The following is a 17,656-nucleotide window of genomic DNA, read 5'->3' on the forward strand; positions in this document are numbered from 1 at the left end:
GAGTCACGGTCGTGCCCATGCTTAAGCGCTTCGCACCCCTCGTGCCCATGAGTTTCGTCCTGTTGCTGGCCGCTTGCGCCAGCCATTCGCCGGAGTCGCAGACAGAGCTGGTCACCTCGGTACCCGCTACCCGAGCTGCGATTCAGATTGACCAAGACAAGGCAACACTGGCGAACGTCGAGCAGGACGAGGGGGCAGGAAATAACAACGGAGATTCGTCAGGGCGAGTCTCGAGCATTCTGGATCGCGCCTTCGAGCTGATCGGTACTCCGTACCGCTTCGGTGGCGGCTCCGAGAAAACCGGTTTCGATTGCAGCGGCTTCGTCGGCTACCTGTTCCGTGAAGAAGCTGGAATCAAGCTGCCGCGTTCCACGCGCGAGATGATCAACATGGACGTCCCGCTGGTCTCCAAGGAAGACCTGCAACCGGGCGACCTGATCTTCTTCAACAATCGTGGTCGCGGTCGTGTCAGCCATGCCGGCATCTATATCGGCGATGGCCAGTTCATCCACTCCGCCAGCCGCCGTGGCGGTGGGGTTCGCGTGGACAGCCTGGATGAGAGCTACTGGCGCCTGAGCTATCTTGAAGCCAAGCGTGTTCTCGAACCCGGTTACCAGGCAAGTCACACTGTGAAGCGCTAGACTTAAAGTTTTACTTTAAGTATTGCCTTCAACTCATTGTGAGAGCAAAGTAATGGCATCCTGTAGGGATGCCATTACCATGCATGTTCCTCAGCGCATCATCCTTCTCGCCATCCTCGCTTCGCTTGCCGCCTGTGCTGGCCGTACGCCTCCGCCCGCGCCGCCGGTGGTCAATGCGCCTTCCAGCAACACCTTCTATTCCCCGGCTGCCGACGACATCCTCATCCGCGCCATCGGTCTGGTGGGCACGCCCTATCGCTGGGGTGGCAATACGCCCGAAGGCGGTTTCGATTGCAGCGGGCTGATCGGCTACGTCTACCGGGATGCAACAGGCCTGCTGTTGCCACGCTCGACGCGCGAAATGATCGGCATGCGGGCACCGAGCATTTCCCGTAATGCCCTGCAGAGCGGCGATGTGGTGTTTTTCGCCACTCAGGGTGGACGAAACGTGAGCCATGCCGGTATCTATGTCGGCGAAGGGCGCTTCGTGCATGCGCCCAGGACGGGCGGGACCGTGCGCCTGGACAGCCTCGACAACGCCTATTGGCAGAAAGCCTTCCTCGATGCCAAGCGCGTGCTGGCCGGACAGAGTGTCGCCTTCCATCCCTGAGTGACGGGAGGAGCCATGACGACCCGCACGCTGAATCTCGACGACGCGCTGTACCAGTACATGCTCGATGTGTCCCTGCGCGACTCGCCGCTCAAGGCCCGTCTGCGCGCCGAGACCGCACTGCTGCCGACGGCACGCTGGCAGGTCGCTGCCGAGCAGGGGCAATTCCTCGCCCTGCTGGTGAAGCTGATCGGCGCCCGGCGCATCCTGGAAATCGGCACCTTCACCGGCTACAGCGCCCTGTGCATGGCTGAGGCGCTGCCCGTGGACGGCAGCATCCTCTGCTGCGACCTGCCTGGCGACTACAACGCCACCGCGCGCTCCTACTGGCGCGAAGCGGGCGTCGAGTCGCGCATCGAACTACGCCTCGGACCAGCCCTGGAAACCCTTGCAGAATTGGATAAGCCAGGAAGCTTCGACCTGGTCTTCATCGATGCCGACAAGGCCAACTACCCGACCTACCTGGAACATGCCCTGCGCCTGCTGCGAGTCGGCGGGCTGGCGGTGTTCGACAATGTGCTGTGGAGCGGCCGGGTGCTTGAGGCGAATCCGGAGAGCGAGGACACACGCGCCATCCAGCGACTGAATCGTGCGCTGAAGGTGGACGAGCGGGTGGATTATTCGCTGCTGCCGCTTGGCGATGGGATGAGCCTGTGTCGAAAGCGTTGAATGACATTCCCGGGGAACTGGTCGAACGGTTGCGTGATTGCCGCCGTCTGGTGATCTTCACCGGCGCCGGCGTTTCCGCCGAAAGCGGCATCCCGACTTTCCGCGATGCCCAGACTGGGCTCTGGGCGAAATACAGCCCGGAGCAACTGGCCAGCCCCGAAGGCTTCCGCCAGGAGCCGCAGACCGTCTGGGACTGGTACGCCTGGCGCCGCGAGCGTTGCCTGGCGGTCCAGCCCAATCCTGCACATCGCGCCATAGCGGAACTGCAGCGGCGCCTGCCGCATGCGACGCTGATCACGCAGAACGTCGATGGCCTGCATCAGCGTGCGGGCAGTGCTTCCGCTCTCGAATTGCACGGCAATATCCACCGCCTGAAATGCTTCCGCTGCGGCGAGAATTCCGGTGCCTGGCCGGACGATTGCTCCGCACCACCACTCCACAGCTGTGGAGGTCTGCTGCGGCCGGCCGTGGTGTGGTTCGGCGAGAATCTCGATCATGAGGTTCTGGAAGCTGCCTGGCGGGCAGCGGAGGAGGCCGACCTGTTCTTCAGCATCGGTACCTCCAGCCTGGTCTACCCGGCGGCCGACCTGCCATTCCTGGCGCAACGCAATGGCTGCTACGTGGTCGAAGTCAACCCGCAACCGACGCCTCTCAGCGCCCACGCCAACCTCTGCCTGAACGGCGCGGCGGGAGTGGTCATGCCGGCTGTTGTCGCGGCTCTCGGCTAGTTGCCCGCGCCAGGGGCATTGGCTACATTCAAGGCGTTTCGGGCCGATAGCTCAGCTGGGAGAGCGCCGCGTTCGCAATGCGGAGGTCGGGAGTTCGATCCTCCTTCGGTCCACCAGAGCACCAGCAGTCAGAAGCCCTGGAGCACAATGTGGCTCCAGGGCTTCCTTGTTCTTATGGTCAGGCGAAGTGCCACGACGTGGAGGCGGAATGGCTGATCGCGACACCCTTGCAGCGTGCAGGCGGAAAACGCTCGTCTGATCGCGCTGCTGGAGTCCCACGGCATCGAGTGGCGCTTGCCAGTTGGACCTGTCGAGCCGTCCCGGGCGGCGGAGTTGTCATCGCTGTCCACCGATACCAAGGTCGCGCTGTTTCGCCGCCTGTTTTGTGGTCGCACAGATGTCTACCCAGTCCGCTGGGAAAGCAAGACGACAGGAAGGTCAGGTTATGCGCCAGCTTGCGCCAATGAGTGGCGTACCGGCGTTTGCGAAAAGCCGAGAATCAAATGCTCGGATTGCGGCCATCGTTCGCTTATGCCGGTCACTGACTCGGTGATCTATGACCATCTTGCCGGCAGGCATGTAGTGGGGGTGTATCCGTTGCTGGAGGACGATACCTGCTATTTCCTGGCGGTGGACTTCGACGAGGTGGAGTGGCGGGAAGATGTCCGCGCATTCATGTGCTCTTGCAAGGAGCTGGGCGTGCCGGCGGCGCTGGAAATTTCCCGCTCAGGTAAAGGTGCGCATGTATGGATATTCTTTGCCTCCAGGGTACCGGCACGCGATGCTCGCCGTTTGGGAACAGCCATCATCAGCCATACCTGCTGTCGCACTCGGCAATTGAAGCTCACGTCGTATGACTGAATGTTCCCCAATCAGGACACGATGCCCAAGGGCGGATTTGGCAACCTGATCGCCTTGCCGTTGCAGAAACGGTCCCGCGAGAACGGCTGCTGCGTGTTCGTCGACCTGGACTTGCATCCCTATGCGGATCAATGGGGCTTTCTCGCATCCATCCAGCCAATGGCATCGATCGATATCGAGCCAGCGATTCTTCGCGCGGTGGGTGCTGTCCATCCTCTGGACGTTACTTTCATCGACGATGAGGACTTGGCAATACCATGGAAGCGTGACGCGACACAGCCGAAGACGCTGACCGGTAATCTGCCGGAATCGTTGAGCATAACGCTGGCCAATCTCATTTATTTCGAGAAGGCGAAATTACCGCAAATGCTGGCTAATCGCCTGATCCGACTTGCTGCTTTCCAGAACCCCGAATTCTATAAGACTCAGGCGATGCGGATGTCCGTTTGGGATAAACCGCGCGTTATTGGTTGTGCAGAGAACTATCCACAGCACATTGCATTACCTCGCAGCTGTTTCGACGCGGTACAGGAGTTGCTGGCAGAAAACGGCATTCGCTGCGAGTTGAATGACGAGCGCTATTCCGGAGAGTCCATTGAGGTCGATTTTGCTGGAACTTTGCGTCTTGACCAGGAAGCGGCGGTATCGGCAATGCTTTATCACGACACCGGTGTATTGTGCGCGCCAACAGCTTTCGGCAAGACCGTAATAGCCGCCGCAGTAATCGCGCGGCGTGGGGTCAATACCCTGGTGCTGGTGCATCGCACCGAGTTGCTCAAGCAATGGCAGGGACGGCTGCAATCCTTTCTTGGTGTGGGCAAAGGCGTCATTGGCACTATTGGTGGGGGCAAGTCAAAGCCCACTGGAGTGATTGATATCGCTGTGATGCAGTCCCTGTCCCGACAGGGTGAGGTGAACCCGCTGGTTGAGAACTATGGGCAGGTCATCGTCGACGAGTGTCACCATGTGGGAGCGGTTTCATTCGACGCTATCCTCAAGCGGGCCAAGGCGAAGTTCGTGCTGGGGCTTACTGCAACGCCTATTCGTCGCGACGGCCAGCAGCCGATCATCTTCATGCAGTGCGGGCCGATCCGGCACACGGCCAACAAGCCGGCCAGTACGCAACACGACTTGGAGGTGCTGCCGCGATCATTCCATTCGCGCATCGACCTGCTGCCGGAGGCTGGAATACAGGATGTGTTCCGGCATCTAGCCAACGATCAGCTCCGGACACAGGCCATCGTTGACGAGATCAAGGCGGCCTTCGATCAAGGTCGAAAAGTGCTTGTGCTGACTGAGCGCACCGATCATCTCGATGCAATTTCCTCAGCTCTGGATGGACATGATCCTGTCCCGTTCGTGTTGCATGGCCGGATGTCGAGAAAGCAGCGAACAGTTCTCATGACTGAACTTGACGCCCTTCCGCCAGACGTACCACGCATTCTGCTGGCGACCGGAAAGCTTGTGGGCGAAGGTTTCGATCATCCCCCGTTGGACACCTTGATACTGGCTATGCCCGTATCCTGGAAAGGTACCTTGCAACAGTATGCTGGCCGTTTGCACCGGGAACATGCCAGCAAGACGGATGTGCGGATCGTTGACTTCGTCGATGTCGGTCACCCGGCATTGCTCCGTATGTGGGACAAGCGCAAGCGTGGATACCGGGCCATGGGGTATCGATTGGCGGCGGATGTTGTCAGCCCAGATCAGGGAAAGGTGATTTCCGTTGCTGGTGGGCTTTAAAAGGTCTAAATTCGGTCGTGGTTTTGAATTTGGAGCTCTGCCATGCGTTATTCATCTCAGGTCAAGCCTATCAGCTACCTCAAAGCGAATGCAGCCGAGGTCCTTTCCCGGATCGCCGAACAACGAGAGCCCTTGATCATCACTCAGAACGGTGAAGCGAAGGCGGTGTTGCAGGATGTCGCTTCGTTCGAAGAGACCCAGGAAGCCTTGGCACTGCTGAAAATTCTGGCGCTCGGGCAGCAGGAAGTGGCCGATGGCAAGGTAAAACCGGTTGCCGATGTCGTGTCCCGCTTGCGTGCCAAGCGAGACTCGGCCTGATGGTTGGTGCATCCGCTCGCTTCGAGGTCTTGCTCACCGAGGGTGCCGAACGGGATCTGGAGTCTATCCACGACTACATCGCGGAATTCGATTGCGTTGCCAATGCCAACTACGTGCTGGATCAACTGGTGGACGTTGTGGAAAGCCTGTCGCGATTTCCAGAGCGCGGGAGTTATCCGAAAGAGTTGGCTGCGTTGGGTATCAAGGAGTACCGCCAGGCATCGTTCAAGCCCTATCGGGTGATTTATCGGGTCACTGGAGGCCAAGTCATCATTTACCTGATTTCCGATGGCCGGAGAGATATGCAGTCAGTGCTGGCACGGAGACTGTTGGGAGCATAGGCTCGTTGCTTGCTTCGTCATGCATCAGTGGAGAAAGGGCACGCATTGCGTGCCCTTTTTCGTTAGCGCGGCTATCAGGCCACATCCACCAAAATCACCTCACTGTCCTCCACCGCTGTAACGCGAACCACCGCTTCCTCGGCAATCGCCGCTCCATCGCGAGCTTCGAGCGTGACGCCGTTGACTTCGACCTTGCCGGTCGCCGGTACCAGGTAGGCGCGGCGGTCGAGGCCGAGGGGGTATTCGGCGGTCTGGCCGGCCTTCAGGGTGGCGGCTACCAGGCGGCCGTGGGCGCGGATGCGCAGGGCGTCGGTGTCGCTTTCATGGCCGCTGGCCAGGGTGACGAAGCGGCCGGCGCGATCGCCCTTGGGGAAGGGTTTGGCGCCCCAGGATGGCGTGCCGCCGCGCTCCGAGGGGATGATCCAGATCTGGAAGATCCGCGTGACGTCCTTCTCCAGGTTGTACTCGGAGTGCACGATGCCGCTGCCGGCGCTCATCACCTGCACATCGCCGGCCTCGGTGCGGCCCTTGTTGCCCAGGCTGTCCTGGTGGGTGATCGCGCCCTGGCGGACGTAGGTGATGATTTCCATCTCGCGGTGCGGGTGCGGCGGGAAGCCGGTGCCGGGGGCGATTTCGTCATCGTTCCAGACGCGCAGGTCGCCCCAGCTTTCGCGGTTGGGGTCGTAGTACTCGGCGAAGGAGAAGTGGTGCCTGGCATTCAGCCAGCCGTGGTTGGCGCCGCCGAGTTGGTTGAAGGGTCTGCGTTCGATCATCGCTCAATCCTCGTGGGGCGCAGGGTGGAGAAGGGTCACCTTGCGCGGTTGACGGAGAGGATGGTCGCTTACGAGTGATCGATAAAAAAGCGCAAAAAACTACCTGAATCTATCTGTTCTATAGATCGATGTCAGGCTTCCGGTTTCCCTTCACCGATGAACTTGCGCAGGAACTGCCGGGTGCGTTCCTCGCGTGGCTGGGTGAACAGGGCCTTGGCGTCGCCCTGTTCGACGATCACGCCCTTGTCGATGAAGATCGCCCGGTTCGCCACGTCGCGGGCGAAGCTCATCTCGTGGGTGACGATGACCATGGTGCGGTTTTCCTGTGCCAGGCTGCGGATGGTCGCCAGCACCTCGCCGACCAGTTCCGGGTCGAGGGCGGAAGTCGGTTCGTCGAAGAGGATCACATCAGGCTGCATCGCCAGCGCGCGGGCGATGGCCACGCGCTGCTGCTGGCCGCCGGAAAGCCGCTTGGGGTAGGCGTCTTCCTTGCCGGCCAGGCCGACCTTGGCGAGCAGTTGGCGGGCGCGCTGCTCGGCGCTGGCGCGGGGTTCCTTCTTGACGATCACCGGGCCTTCGATGACGTTCTCCAGCGCTGTGCGATGGGGGAACAGGTTGAAGTTCTGGAACACGAAACCGACATGCTGGCGCAACTGGCGGATCAGTTTCTGCTGGGGACTGAGCGGCCGCGAGCCGTCGATCTCGATCCCGCCGACGCGGATGGTGCCGCCGCTGGGCGTTTCCAGCAGGTTCAGGCAGCGCAGCAGGGTGGTCTTGCCGGAGCCGCTCGGGCCGATGATCGCCACCACCTCGCCCGGCTCCACATCCAGGTCGATGCCCTTGAGCACCTCCTGGCCGTGGAACGTCTTGGTCAGGTTGCGCACGGTGATCATGTCTCATGCTCCCGGTCGTGGCGGTTGACCCGATCCTCCAGGCGGTTCTGCAGGTGCGCGAGGACGCTGGCGAGCACCCAGTAGATCAGCGCGGCGGCCAGGTACATGGTGAACACTTCGAAGGTGCGCGCGGTGATCAGCTGCGCTTGGCGGAACAGCTCGGGCACCTGGATGGTGGCGGCCAGCGCGGTGTCCTTGACCAGCGAGATGAAGCTGTTGCCCAGCGGCGGCAGGGCGGTGCGCGCGGCCTGCGGGAGGATCGCGCGACGCAGGGTCTGCGCGCGGGTCATGCCGATGCTGGCGGCGGCCTCCCACTGCCCGCGGTCGATGGAGCCGATGGCGGCGCGGAGGATCTCGCAGACGTACGCCGCCATGTTCAGCGAGAAGCCGATCAGCGCGGCGGGAAGCGGGTCCAGTTCGATGCCCAGCTGCGGCAGGCCGTAATAGATCATGAACAGCTGCACCAGCAGCGGTGTGCCGCGGAAGAACGAAACGTAGATCCGCGATATCCAGCGCAACACGGCGAAGCCGTAGAGACGCATCAGCGCCAGCAGGAAGCCGAGCAGCAGCCCGAAGAACATGCCGCCTATGCTGAGGACCACCGTGAAGACCGCGCCCTTGAGCAGGAAGGGCGCGGAATCCAGCGCAAGCTGCAGGCTTGCGTCGATCATTGGGTCACGTCAGCCTTGAACCACTTTTCCGACAGTGCCTTCAGGCTGCCGTCGGCGCGCAGCTTGTCGATGGCCTGGTTGATCGCCGCGAGCAGTTCCGGGTTGCCCTTGCGCAGAGCCACTCCGGCTTCCTGGCGGGCGAACGGAGCACCGGCCACGGCCAGGGTCTCGCCGGTCTTGCCGACCAGTTCGAAGGCGGCGAGGCGGTCGATGAGGATGGTGTCCAGGCGACCCGTGCGCAGGTCCTGGTACTTGGTCGGGTCGTCCTCGTAGGTGCGCACGTCGGCCTGCGGGACGTTTTCCTTCAGCCACTGTTCGTAGTTGGTGCCGAGGCCGACGCCGACCTTCTTGCCGGCGAGGTCTTCGGGCTTGGCGAACTTGCCTTCGTCGCCCTTGCGGCTCAGCGCCTGGATGCCGGAAATGGTGTAGGGCTGGGAGAAGTCGTACTTTTTCTTGCGCTCCTCGGAGATGGTCACCTGGTTGATCACCACGTCGAGGCGCTTGGACTCCAGGGCTGCGAGGATGCCATCCCACTTGGTCGGCTGGAACTTGGCCTTCACCCCGAGCTGCTTGGCCAGTAGTTCGGAGAACTCCACCTCGAAGCCGGCCAGCTTGCCGTTCTCGTCCTGGAAGCTGAAGGGCGGGTAGGTGCCTTCGAGGCCGATCCTGATCTCGCCCTTGTCCTTGATCTGCTTCAGCAGATCGTCGGCGGCGAAGGCATGGCCGAACAGGCCGCTGCCAAGGGCGAGGGTCAGGCTGGCAAGGACGAAACGGCGTCGTAGTGTGGAGAAGGACATGGGGTTCCCCTGTTTCTGGTGTTTCAAGCAGGTTAGTTCAAGCTGCGCCGACTATATGGGCTGATTCCATATGCAATAAAATAATAAAAAATTTTATGAATATGCCGTACCGGATTTTTCTTATTCCGCTCCGGCGGGATGGTAGGCGAACAGGGCCGGCGCGCCGCCGGTATGCAGGAACAGCAGCGGACCGTCTTCGGCGAAGCGCTGACGGACGATTCCGTCGAGCAGGCCGGCCATTGCCTTGCCGGTGTAGACCGGATCGAGCAGCAGGCCTTCCTGGCTCGCCAGCAGGCGTACGGCGTCCAGCGTGCCGCTGTTCGGCTCGCCATAGCGCGGGCCGAAATAGTCGTCCCATAGCTCGATGGCGAAGGAAGCGGGCAAGGCATGGCCGAGCAGCTCCGCGGTGCGTTGCGCCAGTCCTTCCACCTTGGGCCGCTGCGCTTCCTCGGTGCGGGACACGGTGACGCCGACGATGCGCATCCCGGGCAGCGCCTCGGCCAGTGCCACGGCAAGGCCGGCGTGGGTGCCGGCGCTGCCGGAGGCCAGCACCACGGCGGCGAAGCGCTGGCCGCTGGCGCGCACCTGTTCCGCCAGTTCCAGCCCGGCGCGCACGTAGCCGAGGGCGCCCAGCGCGTTCGAGCCGCCAATGGGCACCAGGTAGGGTTTACGGCCTGCGCTGCGCAGGCGTTCGCCGGTGGCTTGCAACAGCTCATCGGCATTGTCGAGGTTGTCGACCGGTTCGACCTGGGCGCCAAACAGATCGAGCAGCAGCCGGTTGCCATTGCCCAGGTAGTTGGCGTCGGTGGTGCCGATGGGGTTTTCCAGCAGGGCGACGCAGCCCAGCCCCAGGCGCGCGGCGACGGCGGCGGTCTGGCGCACATGGTTTGACTGGATGGCACCGGCGGTGACCAGCGTATCGGCGCCGGCGCGCAATGCATCGGCCGCGAGGAATTCCAGCTTGCGCACCTTGTTGCCGCCGAGGGCAAAGGGTGTGGTGTCGTCGCGTTTCACCCAGATGTCGCGGCCGAGCCGGCTGGACAGGCGCTGCAGTTTTTCCAGCGGAGTAGGACTCCCGGCCAGTTGAAGACGGGGGAAGCGGGTGAGCGATTCACGCAGCGAGCTCATTGTCAGGGCCTCGGGCAGGACGGTGGGCTATTCACCATAGAGCCAGTAGCGGGCGCCGACAACGCCATCCCGGTGGCTGTGAAGCAATGTGCGGACAGGCCGGCGGGAACACGCTACGCTCGCCCGATCATTCATGCGTGCCGGGGGACAGTTCATGAGGGAAGTCGAAATCCAGGGGATGGCCAGGCCAGCGGGCGGACTGCTGAAAGGTTTGCTGGTGGCTGGTGCGCTGTTCTTCCTGGGCGCCGCTCCGGCGTATGCCGACCGGGCGATTCCCTCCGGAATGCTGGTGGGTGTGGTGGACAGCGCCATGTACCCGCAGATCACCCTGAGGAAACCGCAGCCGCCACTGCTGACGCGCGTGGCCACCCTCGGCCTGTACAAGAAGACCGTCACCTACCAGGTAGCGCCGTCGGTACGCATCCGCGACGAGGACAACCGCTTCATGGTCTACGGCATGCTGCCGAAGGTGACCGGCAAGGTCGTCGGTCTGAAGAGCGGCGTCGGCGGCCAGGTCAGCCAGGTCTGGGTGCTGACCGGGGAGGAGGCTGTCGAATACGTCCGGCGGCCGGATACGCACTTCCCGAAATGAGCGGGATGCGCGGCGTATCGGGTATGATGTGCGCCGTTTCATATTCAACGATCCGGTCGCTCCCATGACATCCTCCGAACAGCCTCCCCGCGACGACAGCGCGGAAACCGCCACCGAGCAGCCCAAGCTCTCCCTCGCCGAACTGGCCAAGGCCGCACTCGCGGCGCAGAAGCAGGGCAACGGTGCCTACCAGCCGCACAAGACTCACGACAAGGCCCAGTATCGGCCGCCGGCTCCGCGCGGCTCGCGTCGGTCGATGGGCAAGCGCTGAGTTCTGCGCCAGTCATCTGAGCCGGTAAAAAGAAACAGGCCCATGGATTCCGTCCATGGGCCTGTTTCTTTTCCGGCCGTCGTTGCGGATCGATGAATTTGCCTGGGGGCATGCTGCTGATCTAATGTAGCTGAAGTGGCTACGATCGAAGCTGAAAAGGCTACGTCATGAGTGTTCTCGATACGCTGTTCGGCACCCAGCGCCAGAGGGTTCTGAGTCGCCTGTTGCTGCATCCCGACGAAAGACTGCATGTCCGTGAACTGGCAAGGCTGACTGGCACCCATGCCGGTTCCCTGCACCGCGAACTCGCCCGGCTGGCTGACGCCGGCCTTCTGCTGCGCGCGCGGCAGGGCAACCAGGTGCTGTATCAGGCGAACAGGAGCTGCCCGGTATTCGAGGAACTGGCCGGCCTGTTTCGCAAGACTGCCGGGGTCGTGGATATCCTGCGAATGGCGCTGCAACCCTTGGCGGAGCAGATAGCGTTCGCCTTTGTCTTCGGCTCCGTTGCGCGAGGGGAGGAGAGCGCCAACAGCGACGTAGACGTGCTGCTGATCGGCGAAAACCTGGATTTCGCCCAGGTGGTGCAAGCGCTGTATCCCAGTCAGGAAGCACTGGGCCGCGAAGTGAATCCGGTGGTGTACGCGCCGTTGGAGTTCAAGCGCAAGCTGAGCGAAGGGGATTCCTTCCTTGGCGATGTGATGGCAAGACCACGGCTTTTCATACAGGGAGTTGAAGATGACTTTGGAAAATTTGCTGGCTCTGCATAGGTTGTTGCAGGTCACGCCGGACAAGGGCGCCGTAGGCAAGTTGCTCAGCGCTGCCCGGCGCAACCTGGCGGACGCCCGGCTGGAGGCGGTAAGTGCCGACACACGCTTCGATGCCGCCTACCGGACGATCATGCAGTGCGCCATGCTTGGCCTGTTGGCGAATGGTTACCGTACCTCGACCAGTCAGCCGGGACATCACCAGACTGCGATCCAGGCCTTGCCGAAAAGCATGGGTATGGCGACTGACCGAGTCGTCGTGCTCGACGTACTGCGCCGCAAGCGCAATCTGTCCGACTACGATGGCGAGCCTGTAGCGGACGCGCTCCTGAAAACCTGCATCGACGAGGCGGAAAAGCTGCTGGAACACACCGATACCTGGCTGCGCCGCCAACATCCCGAATTGCTGGACTGAGTCCATCGACAAACAAAAAGGGGCAACCATCCGGTTGCCCCTTTTTGCGTTATGCCGTTCGAACTCAGTTCGACGCCGGCTTCTTCTGCTGTTCCAGCTCCATCATGGCCTTTTTCACTTTCAGGCTCTGGTAGTTGATGCCAGCCACGTTCAGGCTGACGCCTTCCTGGAACGGGTACTGCGACAGGGTGGCGAGGAAGCCCTTGACCTTGGCCTGGATCGGCACCAGCAGCCAGGCCTGGTCGGCGGCCCAGCGGCGGGCCATGTCCGATTCCTGGCGGGCGGTCTGGAACGGGTCGGCCTTCAGGTTGGTCAGTACCGGCACGTTGGCCACCTTGCGTACGGCGCTGCCGAAGTCGCCGTCCATGGTGGCGAAGGCCAGGCGCCAGTCCTTCCAGCGGATCGCGTCGAGGTCGCCGCCCATGCTGAAGTAGATGTACTCCTCACGCGGGCTGTCTTTCGCTTCGCCCTTGAAGAACGGCAGGAAGTTGTAGCCGTCCAGGTGTACGCGCCACTGCTTGCCGTTGGCCGTGGTGCCCTTGGCCATCTCGGCGACCAGGTTCGGGTTGCCGGCGGCGGCTGCCAGGGTCGGCATCCAGTCGTTGTGCGCAATCAGGTTGTTGTAGCGGCTGCCCGGCTTGATTACGCCCGGCCACTTGACCAGCAGCGGTACGCGGTGGCCGCCTTCGTTGGAAGTGCCTTTCTCGCCGTTGAACGGCGAGGTGCCGCCGTCCGGCCAGCTGAACTTCTGCGCGCCGTTGTCGGTGGTGTAGACAATGATGGTGTTGTCGGCGATGCCGAGGTCGTCCAGCTTCTTCAGCAGCTTGCCGACGTGGTCGTCATGCTCGAGCATGCCGTCCGGGTACAGGCCGATGCCGCTCTTGCCGTCGTATTCCTTCTTCAGGTGGGTCCAGATGTGCATGCGGGTGCTGTTGAACCAGACGAAGAAGGGCTTGTCGGCCTTGTGCGCCTTGTCGATGAAGTTCTCGGTGGCCTGCACCAGCTCGTCATCGATGGTTTCCATGCGCTTGCGGGTCAGCGGACCGGTGTCCTCGATGCGGCCGTCGGCGTAGGAGTGGATCACCCCGCGCGGACCGTATTTCTTCCGGAACTCCGGATCTTTCGGGTAGTAGTAGGTCTCGGGCTCTTCCTCGGCGTTCATGTGGTAGAGGTTGCCGAAGAACTCGTCGAAGCCGTGGTTGGTCGGCAGGTGCTTGTCGCGGTCGCCGAGGTGGTTCTTGCCGAACTGGCCGGTGGTGTAGCCCTGCTGCTTCATCACGTCGCCCAGGGTCGGCGCCCAGTCCGGGATGCCGTGCTCGGAGCCGGGCATGCCGACGGTCAGCAGACCGGTGCGGAAGGGGTGTTCGCCGAGGATGAAGGCGGAGCGGCCGGCGGTGCAGGACTGTTCGCCGTAGGCGTGGGTGAACAGCGCACCCTCGCGGGCGATGCGGTCGATGTTCGGGGTTTCGTAACCCATCATGCCCTGGTTGTAGGCACTGACGTTGAACATGCCGATGTCGTCGCCGAAGATCACCAGGATGTTCGGTTTGTCTGCTGCCAGGGCGCTCGCGGCGCTCCCCAGCATGGATGCCGCCAGGGTCAATCCGGACAGCCATTTCCCTGCGCGGGTCATGTGCTTTGCTCCATTGTTGTGTTTATTGGTGAACACGCTGCTCGGTTTTTAACCGATCTGATGGCGAGGCTACTGGCGCGTCCTTTCCGGATCGACCACCCGTGTCGGGTAGTGGGGAATCCGCCGGGACGAGGCCCCCAGGCAGCCGTGCGGAACCACGCCGTTTTCGCGGCGATGAAGGAAATGTCCGGTTACTTTTTGCCGAGGTTGCACCGGACGGGCCGACTCAGAGTGCCGGCTTCCGCGCCTGGCCCTGCTGGATCGTCCAGTCCACCACCTGCGCGGCAAGCTGGTCGCCGGCCTTGCCGAAGGCCTCGACCACCTGCGGCACCTGGCTGCCGTCGACGGGCTGGGTCACCGAGAAGCTGCGCACCGCGACGATCCGCTGGGTCGCCGCCTGCACCAGGCGGGCGTCGAGGCGGATGACGATCTCCGGCTTGCCGCCCCGGTATTCGCTCTGGAAGGCGCGCAGGTCGCCGGCCAGCTCCAGGTCGGCCTGCAGGTTGTAGTCGTCGCTGCTCAGCTCCTTGACCCTGCCATCGGCGAGGAAGGCGTCGACCAGGCGATCGCGCAGCAACACCGGCGCCGGATTGCTCCAGCGCGCATCCTGGTAGCTGCTGAGCAGGTTGCCCTCGGGGACCACGGCGATGCGCGGGCGGTCGAGGGCGAGGCTGGCCTTGGGCGTGATCACCCGCAGCGACCAGTCCACCGCCGATGCGCGGCTGGCGCTGGCCGGTGTGGCGGGCAGGCGGTAGACGTCCGGGTTTTCCGCCTCGGGCAGGATCGAGCAGGCGGCGAGCAGGCTGAATACCGCGCAGCATCCCATCAGGCGCAGGCTCTGTTTCATGGCTGGAACTCCTTGGTGCGCTCGCGACCGAGCAGGAAATTCGCCGGATTGTCTTCCAGGCGGCGGGTCACCCTGCGCAGGTTTTCAAGGGTGGCGCGCAGTTCGCGGACGGCCGGGCCGACGTCACTGAGTCCGCTCATGCCGCCGTTGAGCGCGTCGTAGTTGGTGTCGAGCAGGCGGTCGATCTTCTCGCTGCTGCGCTGCAGGGCGGCGAGGGTCTGCTGGGTTTCGCGCAGGATGTCCGGTCCCTGGCTGCTGAGCATCTGGTTGGCATTGGCCAGCAACTGGCTGGCGTTGGCGAGGGTTTCGCGCGCCTGCTGGCTGGCGGCGGCCATCTCCTGCACGGTCTTGCGCAGGTCGCCGCGCTGTTCGGCGATCACCGAGGTGGCCTGGTCGATATGGTCGAGGGTGCGGCTGATACGGTTGACGTTTTCCTGGGAGAACATCTGGATTGCATTGGCGACCAGCGTGTTGATGTTGGTGGCAATGTCTTCGCTGTTGGCAATGAACCGCGCCAGGGGCGAGGGAGTGGTCTGGATAATCGGAATCCTGCCGTCCTTGCCTTCCAGCGGCGGGCTTTCCGGCGTGCCGCTGCTGAGCTGGATGATCGAGATGCCGGTGAGACCGGTGAGCGCCAGCTTGGCGCGGGTGTCCTGGCGGATCGGCGTATCGCCGGACACCCGGATGCGCGCACGGACCTTGCGCGGGTCCTTCGGATCGAGGCGCAGGCTGATCACGTCGCCGACCTTGATCCCGCTGTACTGCACGGTGCTGCCCTGCGACAGGCCGGTCACCGCCTCGGTGAAGATCACGTCGTAGAGCTTGTACTCCTGGTCGCTGCTGGTCTTCGCCAGCCACAGGCCGAACAGCAGGCCGGCGGCGGCGATCAGGACGGTGAACAGGCCGATCAGCACATGATGGGCACGGGTTTCCATATCAGTTTCCCTCCCGCAGGCGGTCTGCGGCTTGCTGGGCGGCGCGGCCGCGCGGGCCGTGGAAATACTCCTGCACCCAGGCATCGTCGGTGGCGGCGACCACATCCAGGCGGTCGGCGATCAGTACGCGTTTCTGCGACAGCACGGCGACGCGGTCGCAGATGGTGTAGAGGGTGTCGAGGTCGTGGGTGACCAGGAACACGGTAAGGCCGAAGGCGTCGCGCAGGGTCAGGATCAACTGGTCGAAGGCGGCGGCGCCGATCGGGTCGAGACCGGCGGTGGGCTCGTCGAGGAACAGGATGTCCGGATCGAGCGCCAGCGAGCGGGCCAGCGCGGCGCGCTTGACCATGCCCCCGGAGAGCTCCGAGGGGTACTTGGCGCCGGCATCCGGCGGCAGGCCGGACAGGGATATCTTCAGCTTGGCCACGTGTTCCGCGTGTTCGCGGCTGAGGCCGGCGTGCTCGATCAGCGGCAGGCAGATGTTCTCGCTGACGGTCAGCGAGGAGAACAGCGCGCCGTTCTGGAAGAGCACGCCGAAGCGTCGTTCCATCAGCGAGCGTTTTTCCGGCGGCAACTCCAGCAGATTCTCATCGAACACATGGACCTGTCCTTCGCTGGGCCGGCGCAGGCCGATGATGCTGCGCAGCAGGACCGACTTGCCGGTGCCGGAGCCGCCGACCACGCCGAGGATTTCGCCGCGCATCACATCGAGGTCGAGATGCTCGTGCACCGCGTGGCTGCCGAACCGGTTGGCCAGGTCGCGCACCTGAATGATCGCTTCGCTCACCAGCCGATCTCCATGAAGAACAGGGCGAACACCGCATCCAGCAGGATCACCATGAAGATCGACTGCACCACGCTGGACGTGGTGTGCTCGCCCACCGACTGCGCGCTGCCGCTGACGCGGAAGCCTTCCAGGCAGCCGATCACCGCGACGATGAAGGCGAACACCGGCGCCTTGATCATGCCGACCAGGAAATGATGCACGGCGATGTCGTCGCGCAGCATGTTGAGAAACACGGTGCTGGAGATGTCCAGCGACACCGCGCAGACCACGGCGCCGCCGACGATGCCGCAGACCATGGCGATGAAGGTCAGCATCGGCAGGGTCAGCAGCAGGGCGAACACCCGCGGCAGCACCAGCAGCTCGATGGGGTCGAGGCCGAGGGCGCGGATGGCGTCGATTTCCTGGTTCGACTTCATCGAGCCGATCTGCGCGGTGAAGGCGCTGGCGGTGCGCCCGGCGAGCAGGATGGCGGTGAGCAGCACGCCGAATTCGCGGAGGAAGGAGAAGCCGACCAGGTCGACGGTATAGATGGCCGCGCCGAACTGCTGCAGCACCGTGGCGCCGAGGAAGGCCACCACCGCGCCGACCATGAAGGTCAGCAGGGCGACGATGGGCACGGCGTCGAGGCCGGTCTGCTCCATGTGCGCCGCCAGCGAGGTGACGCGCCAGCGTCGTGGCCGCAGCAGGACGTGGAACATGGTTTCCAGCGTCAGGCCGATGAAGCCGAGCAGGCCGATGGCATGCCCGCGCACCACCAGCATGGATTTGCCGATGCGTTCCAGCACATCGACGATGGCATTGCCCGGTTTCGGCAGGCGCTCGTCCATGCGGCATTGACGCTGCGCTCCACCGACCGCGCGGAGCAGGTTGCGGCGCTCGGGCGGCAGGTCGGCGGCGAGGCTGTCTAGGCGGTCGAGGCCGTCGCTGCCGAGGATGTCGGCGAGCAGGCCGGCGCCAGCGGTATCCAGCGCGCCGAGGGCGCTGAAGTCGTAGGCCGCGGCAGGGCGACCGGACGCGCCCCACCCCTCGACCTGGCGGACCAGGTCTGCGTAGTGGGGGAGGGTCCAGTCGCCGCTAACCCGCAGCAGGGGGGATGGGGCCGAAGCATCCAGCTGGAGCTGCCCGGCCTGGGCGGAGTTCGTCATGCGATGAAGTCTAGCGGAGTTGCCCGCCCGCTCCACAGTCGCCAATGGTTGCAGTTAGTGACCGTGGCGATGGAGCGTAGGTTGGGCTGAGGTA

General features: G+C 63.4%; 20 protein-coding genes, 1 tRNA gene and 1 pseudogene. 12 read left to right on the top strand and 10 right to left on the bottom strand.

What is annotated here, in order from left to right; translation table 11 throughout:
• Positions 1-11 precede the first annotated feature (11 nt).
• The 8 genes and pseudogenes from JFY56_RS14430 to JFY56_RS14465 all read left to right on the top strand — a co-directional run bounded on the left by JFY56_RS14430 (position 12) and on the right by JFY56_RS14465 (position 5,911).
• Positions 12-641, top strand: a complete 630-nt coding sequence (locus tag JFY56_RS14430; RefSeq protein ID WP_208314535.1) for a C40 family peptidase — start codon at positions 12-14, stop codon at positions 639-641.
• 79 nt (positions 642-720) lie between these two features.
• Positions 721-1,251 carry a C40 family peptidase gene (locus JFY56_RS14435; RefSeq protein ID WP_208314536.1) on the top strand — a complete coding sequence of 177 codons (531 nt, stop codon included), beginning with the start codon at positions 721-723 and terminating at the stop codon, positions 1,249-1,251.
• A 15-nt stretch (positions 1,252-1,266) separates the two neighbouring features.
• Positions 1,267-1,920, top strand: a complete 654-nt coding sequence (locus tag JFY56_RS14440) for an O-methyltransferase (protein ID WP_208314537.1) — start codon at positions 1,267-1,269, stop codon at positions 1,918-1,920.
• The gene (locus JFY56_RS14445) at positions 1,905-2,648 is read left to right on the top strand and encodes an SIR2 family NAD-dependent protein deacylase (protein WP_328824880.1); all 744 of its coding nucleotides are present in this window, start codon (positions 1,905-1,907) and stop codon (positions 2,646-2,648) included. Before JFY56_RS14440 ends, JFY56_RS14445 begins: the two co-directional genes overlap by 16 nt.
• 40 nt (positions 2,649-2,688) lie before the next feature.
• A tRNA-Ala gene (locus JFY56_RS14450) sits at positions 2,689-2,764 on the top strand.
• A 118-nt stretch (positions 2,765-2,882) separates the two neighbouring features.
• Positions 2,883-5,252: pseudogene (locus JFY56_RS14455) on the top strand (TOTE conflict system archaeo-eukaryotic primase domain-containing protein).
• Between the two features lie 42 nt (positions 5,253-5,294).
• Positions 5,295-5,570, top strand: coding sequence for a type II toxin-antitoxin system Phd/YefM family antitoxin (locus tag JFY56_RS14460; RefSeq protein ID WP_208314538.1), 276 nt, complete (start codon positions 5,295-5,297; stop codon positions 5,568-5,570).
• Positions 5,570-5,911: a type II toxin-antitoxin system RelE/ParE family toxin gene (locus JFY56_RS14465; protein WP_208314539.1), complete on the top strand. Its 342-nt coding sequence runs from the start codon at positions 5,570-5,572 to the stop codon at positions 5,909-5,911. The genes JFY56_RS14460 and JFY56_RS14465 overlap by 1 nt, the downstream gene beginning before the upstream one ends.
• 74 nt (positions 5,912-5,985) lie before the next feature.
• Here the strand turns inward: JFY56_RS14465 and JFY56_RS14470 are convergent, their stop codons facing one another.
• From JFY56_RS14470 to JFY56_RS14490, 5 genes are all read right to left on the bottom strand, one after another.
• The gene (locus JFY56_RS14470; RefSeq protein WP_208314540.1) at positions 5,986-6,684 is read right to left on the bottom strand and encodes a pirin family protein; all 699 of its coding nucleotides are present in this window, start codon (positions 6,682-6,684) and stop codon (positions 5,986-5,988) included.
• A gap of 131 nt (positions 6,685-6,815) precedes the next feature.
• The gene (gene tcyN / locus JFY56_RS14475) at positions 6,816-7,577 is read right to left on the bottom strand and encodes an L-cystine ABC transporter ATP-binding protein TcyN (protein WP_208314541.1); all 762 of its coding nucleotides are present in this window, start codon (positions 7,575-7,577) and stop codon (positions 6,816-6,818) included.
• Positions 7,574-8,248, bottom strand: coding sequence for a cystine ABC transporter permease (tcyL, locus tag JFY56_RS14480; protein WP_236032701.1), 675 nt, complete (start codon positions 8,246-8,248; stop codon positions 7,574-7,576). The genes tcyN and tcyL overlap by 4 nt, the downstream gene beginning before the upstream one ends.
• The gene (gene tcyJ, locus JFY56_RS14485) at positions 8,245-9,045 is read right to left on the bottom strand and encodes a cystine ABC transporter substrate-binding protein (protein ID WP_208314542.1); all 801 of its coding nucleotides are present in this window, start codon (positions 9,043-9,045) and stop codon (positions 8,245-8,247) included. The genes tcyL and tcyJ overlap by 4 nt, the downstream gene beginning before the upstream one ends.
• A gap of 120 nt (positions 9,046-9,165) precedes the next feature.
• The gene (locus JFY56_RS14490) at positions 9,166-10,173 is read right to left on the bottom strand and encodes a D-cysteine desulfhydrase (RefSeq protein WP_208314543.1); all 1,008 of its coding nucleotides are present in this window, start codon (positions 10,171-10,173) and stop codon (positions 9,166-9,168) included.
• Between the two features lie 283 nt (positions 10,174-10,456).
• Here JFY56_RS14490 and JFY56_RS14495 point away from each other — a divergent pair, with 283 nt between their 5' ends.
• From JFY56_RS14495 to JFY56_RS14510, 4 genes are all read left to right on the top strand, one after another.
• Positions 10,457-10,765 carry a hypothetical protein gene (locus JFY56_RS14495; protein WP_208314752.1) on the top strand — a complete coding sequence of 103 codons (309 nt, stop codon included), beginning with the start codon at positions 10,457-10,459 and terminating at the stop codon, positions 10,763-10,765.
• Positions 10,766-10,829: 64 nt separating this feature from the next.
• Positions 10,830-11,036 carry a hypothetical protein gene (locus JFY56_RS14500; RefSeq protein ID WP_208314544.1) on the top strand — a complete coding sequence of 69 codons (207 nt, stop codon included), beginning with the start codon at positions 10,830-10,832 and terminating at the stop codon, positions 11,034-11,036.
• A 167-nt stretch (positions 11,037-11,203) separates the two neighbouring features.
• Positions 11,204-11,803 (top strand): nucleotidyltransferase domain-containing protein, encoded by a 600-nt coding sequence (locus JFY56_RS14505; protein ID WP_208314545.1) that lies wholly within the window; start codon positions 11,204-11,206, stop codon positions 11,801-11,803.
• Positions 11,772-12,215, top strand: coding sequence for a DNA-binding protein (locus JFY56_RS14510; protein WP_208314546.1), 444 nt, complete (start codon positions 11,772-11,774; stop codon positions 12,213-12,215). Before JFY56_RS14505 ends, JFY56_RS14510 begins: the two co-directional genes overlap by 32 nt.
• A gap of 64 nt (positions 12,216-12,279) precedes the next feature.
• Here the strand turns inward: JFY56_RS14510 and JFY56_RS14515 are convergent, their stop codons facing one another.
• The 5 genes from JFY56_RS14515 to JFY56_RS14535 form a co-directional block, all read right to left on the bottom strand.
• Positions 12,280-13,848 (bottom strand): arylsulfatase, encoded by a 1,569-nt coding sequence (locus tag JFY56_RS14515; protein ID WP_208314547.1) that lies wholly within the window; start codon positions 13,846-13,848, stop codon positions 12,280-12,282.
• Positions 13,849-14,074: 226 nt separating this feature from the next.
• Entirely contained in the window at positions 14,075-14,695 is a 621-nt protein-coding gene (locus tag JFY56_RS14520; RefSeq protein WP_208314548.1) for an ABC-type transport auxiliary lipoprotein family protein, read from the bottom strand.
• On the bottom strand, positions 14,692-15,630 hold the full coding sequence (locus JFY56_RS14525; protein WP_208314549.1) for an MlaD family protein: 939 nt from the start codon (positions 15,628-15,630) through the stop codon (positions 14,692-14,694). Before JFY56_RS14525 ends, JFY56_RS14520 begins: the two co-directional genes overlap by 4 nt.
• Before the next feature lies 1 nt (position 15,631).
• Positions 15,632-16,420: an ABC transporter ATP-binding protein gene (locus JFY56_RS14530; RefSeq protein ID WP_208314753.1), complete on the bottom strand. Its 789-nt coding sequence runs from the start codon at positions 16,418-16,420 to the stop codon at positions 15,632-15,634.
• Positions 16,414-17,562, bottom strand: a complete 1,149-nt coding sequence (locus JFY56_RS14535; protein ID WP_208314550.1) for an MlaE family ABC transporter permease — start codon at positions 17,560-17,562, stop codon at positions 16,414-16,416. Before JFY56_RS14535 ends, JFY56_RS14530 begins: the two co-directional genes overlap by 7 nt.
• Between the last annotated feature and the right edge of the window lie 94 nt (positions 17,563-17,656).

Origin of the sequence: Pseudomonas schmalbachii (genome assembly GCF_017589465.1) — a bacterium.
In the GTDB taxonomy this organism is placed as follows: Bacteria; Pseudomonadota; Gammaproteobacteria; order Pseudomonadales; family Pseudomonadaceae; genus Pseudomonas; species Pseudomonas schmalbachii.